Here is a 4,012-nt window from a genome sequence, read left to right as displayed (position 1 = left end):
GCTTCATAGTGATCATCCTTTTCGACCAGTTCAATCGATGGCATGCGTCGATCAAAATCCGCAATTTGAATTCGTTTCATCCGACATCTCCTCTCACCTTCTCGAACAGCCTCACGCAAGTTATTACCCAATATCTGGTTTTCGTGCACTCCCCTGAATTCAAAAAACCGGAACGCATGCGTCCCGGTCATTGTAAATACAAATCATATAGTAGATATAGAATGCCTCCGACGATGATTAAAAATGAGAAGATGCCCGTTTTCCCAAAAAAGACGCGATCGACGGTTTCATCTCGTTCGAATCTTTGCTTCGTCATGTAGTACCGCTCCCTTTAACAAGCTCGTAGTACTTCTCTTTTTCGACGTCTCGTATCCAATCCCTTGTTATGATCTGTCATTTCGTTCCATTTGCGAAATAAATCAATGTTTCGGTCTCATCTTCTGTCAACGGTCGTCCTGTCTCTTCTGCATATAAGGTCCGCATGTCCTTCAGTCGTCCTCCGGTCGCTTCTGTTACGCGAATGGCTCGACGCAACATGTTGATCTCTTCTTCAAATTCCGACTTCGGCATCGCTTCTCCATGCGACCAGATATAATAGTCGGCATCTAAACGATCGAGTGTCGTTAGTAAACGCGTCGTCCGTTCGACCGTATAATTCCACTTCGGTGAAAAGATATCGGCATACATCGCGTCGCCTAAGAACACGACACGTTCTTCCGGAATGTAGACGAGTAGACTTTCCGGGGAATGATCGTTTTCGACTTCAATCAACTGACAGTGTACCCCGCCCAAATCAAGATCCAGTTGTCCTTCAAAGCCGATCGTCGGTAAAACGACTTCAATATCACGTGTCGAACCGAACTCGAGCTTGATCGCGTCCGCACAAAACGGAATCTCGATGCCTTGATCCATTCGTTCTTGTAACGCTCCATCTGTCCAAGCGTATGGTTGCATCTCCTTCATTCGTTCGATCGTTTGCTTGGTCGCGATTGACGGCAGACCGAGATGTTTCATCCCAAAAATATGATCCCAGTGCCAGTGGGTCAATGCCAATAAATCAGGTGATCCAAGATTGTGTTTCTTCATTTCTTCTAAGAATAGTGCTGCATGAGCTGACGAGTTTCCCGCATCGATCATCAATTGATGATTTTCCCCACGTACGACGGCGAGAATCGGGCGGTCCGTCTCGCTGACCGGTGTCTGATACCAAATCCGTGAAGTTAGTTGTTTGAAGTGTTGCATGCTCTACCTCCTTATCATCTGCTTTTAGTATACGTCATGACAAAACCGGGTTCATCTAGAAGACGAACCCGGTCTGGTTAGTTATTATTTTTTAGCGTTTGGTCGAAACGGCCACCAGACCCCTTTGCCAAACGATACCGTGATCGCTGGAATCAAGAGTGGTAAGACGATCAAACCATACAAGAGTAGACCTGTGATGACGATCGTCGCGATTTGAACGAGACTCAAGACACCAGACGGCATCATCGCTCCGAAGGTTCCTGCGAGGATGATCGCTGCCGTGATGATGACAGACCCCATCTTTTTCATCGACAGGAACATCGCTTCCTTCGTATCGAGTCCCTTGATGGTCTCTTCCCGGAAACGGTCGAGTAGGAAAATCGAGTAGTCGATACCAAGGGCAATCAACATAACGAATCCGAAGAACGGAACGGCCCAACTGATACCGTCATATCCGAGTCCGTTGACGAAGATCAGCTCTGCGATCGACATCGACGTATAATACGTCAGCAATAACGAACCGATCATGAACAACGGCATGATCAACGAACGGAACATGATTGCTAGAATCACGAAGAGACTGATCAGCATGACCGTCACTGTTCGTTTGAAATCGGCTTTCGACGTATCGTTTAAATCACTGTTGACGCTTGAGATACCACCGTATGCAACACTGCTGTCTTCAAACGGTGTACCTTTGATTGTCTTCGCTGTCGTCTCTTTGATCGCAGCGACCGTTTGAATCGCTTCCGGAGAATACGGATCATCTTCGAGGATGACTTCGAACTTCAATCCCGTCTGTTGATCGATCGCGTAACGATCAATTGCTGGTTTAAAGGCTTTATCCGACAGCGTATCTTTTGGAACGAACACACCTGTCCCCCGAATCGATGTCGCTTGTCCCATCTCGGTCAGAAGATCAGAAATGTCTTCAAGACCACTTTCAATTTTCGTCAATCCTGCGTTCGCTTGACCGACACCGTCCGCGAGTTGAGTCAACCCACTTCCAAGTTGACCGGCTTGCGCACCTTGAGACGCAATCCCACTTGCTGCTTGACTGATGCCGGCTTGAACTTGGCTCAATTGACCAGACAAGGCATTCAACGTTCCGACGGTTTGCGGAATGTTTTGGGTCGATTGTAGACCTTGACCGACGAGCGTCAACTGTTGGTTAATTTGCCCAAGTCCGTCTGCTGCTTGTTGCAACTGACTCGCACCTGCTGAAGCCGCGTCTCCTGCTGGTAGCTGTCCTGTAATCCCATTCAAATTATCTTCCACCGTCGTCAGACCAGACTGAACATCCGTGAGACCGGCGGTAGCTTTCTTCATACCATCAGCAACTTGTTTTAATTGACGATCGACGTAGAAATCATTGATGACTTCGCCTGTCGGACGAGAAATCGAACGAACCGATTTGACCCCGTCAATCTTCACCAGTTCGCGACTGAGTTGTTCCGCATAAGGAACTGTTTTTTCAGTAATCAAATCATCGTCACTCTTCAGGATGACGTTGACCGGGAGCGACTCACCTGCACCAAATCCATCCGAGATCGCATTGAGTCCTTTTACCGTCTCATACTTCGTACCAATCTCATCGACGGTATTAAACGAAAGGTCATCATCATACGTAAAGAGTGTCGGGACCGTGATGATCGCAACGATGATCATCGCAAGCAACGGACGACGAATCGATAGTCCACCATACTGTGCCCACAGTTTACTGTCTTGGTGACTCGCCGCCTTCTTCGATGGCCAAAATAGCTTTTCTTTTAATGTCGCCATGAAGAATGGAACAAGTGTAAACAAGACAAGCAAGAGTACGGCAATCCCGACTGCAACAGCGACCGACGATTTAAAGATCGGGAAGTCCGCAAATCCAATCGCCGAGAAGCCGACGAGAACAGCGAGACCACTGATTAGTAACGTACGCCCTGCTGTCTTATACGTGTTGACGATTGCTGTCTCAACGTCGTGTCCTGCCGTCAACTCTTCCTTGTACCGGCTCAGGAGCAAAATACAATAGTCCGTCCCAATCCCGAACAGGATGGCAACGAGGAAGATTTGCGTATAGTTCGATACTGGGAAGCCGAACCAATCGACGAAAAAGGCGACGAGTGATTGGCTGATCAGGTACGTAAACCCAACCGCAACGAGTGGGACGAACGGTGTGACGACTGAACGGAAGACGAGCAGAAGCAGTCCGAAAATCAATCCGACCGTAATCAGTTCCGTCCGCTTCAGTCCCTCTTGCGAGCTCGTATTGACGTCATCATTGATTAACGCTTCACCCGTTAGATAAATCGTTTGATCCTTTGGTAAGAGGTCCGTCCGGATTTGTTTTGCTAGTTTGACGATCTCTTCTTGCGAACCGTCGACCGTGATTGGCACGAGAACTGTCTTTTTGTCTTTTGAGACGAGCTGTCCTTCCGTCTCTTTGTTTTCAAACGGATCGAGCACATCCGTAACCGGACGATCAAGTGCTTCTAAATCCTTAACGATTTGCCCGATTGATGTTCGATCGGCATCGCTGACTTTGTCTTTGAGCGGAATGACGAGAGAAATGGTTTCTTCACTTGCCCCCGCTTTTTCTAAAATGTCAGCTGCCCGTTGTGAATCAGCATCATTTGCAAGCTGAATCGCACCTGCTTCTTCTGCTTGTTTAGCCAAGTTTGGTGCCGTAAACAGTAACCCTACTGTGACGATGAGCAATAACGCAAGAATTGCCCAGCGCCATTTGACGATTTGTCGCATATCCGATTCTCCTCTTCCC

The 4,012-nt window shown here is 47.9% G+C and carries 3 protein-coding genes; all 3 read right to left on the bottom strand.

Annotated features, from left to right (window positions below; genetic code table 11):
• Positions 1-187: 187 nt before the first annotated feature.
• Positions 188-316, bottom strand: coding sequence for a hypothetical protein (locus tag F8N00_RS16760; RefSeq protein WP_255359383.1), 129 nt, complete (start codon positions 314-316; stop codon positions 188-190).
• A 77-nt stretch (positions 317-393) separates the two neighbouring features.
• Complete coding sequence (locus F8N00_RS16755; protein ID WP_058714011.1) at positions 394-1,242, bottom strand: MBL fold metallo-hydrolase; 849 nt, start codon at positions 1,240-1,242, stop codon at positions 394-396.
• Between the two features lie 84 nt (positions 1,243-1,326).
• Complete coding sequence (locus F8N00_RS16750; RefSeq protein ID WP_058714010.1) at positions 1,327-3,993, bottom strand: MMPL family transporter; 2,667 nt, start codon at positions 3,991-3,993, stop codon at positions 1,327-1,329.
• Positions 3,994-4,012: the final 19 nt, after the last annotated feature.

It is taken from the genome of Exiguobacterium sp. A1_3_1, assembly GCF_048985645.1.
GTDB classification, from domain to species: Bacteria; Bacillota; Bacilli; order Exiguobacteriales; family Exiguobacteriaceae; genus Exiguobacterium_A; species Exiguobacterium_A indicum.
This window is presented reverse-complemented; position numbering and strand designations above follow the sequence as displayed.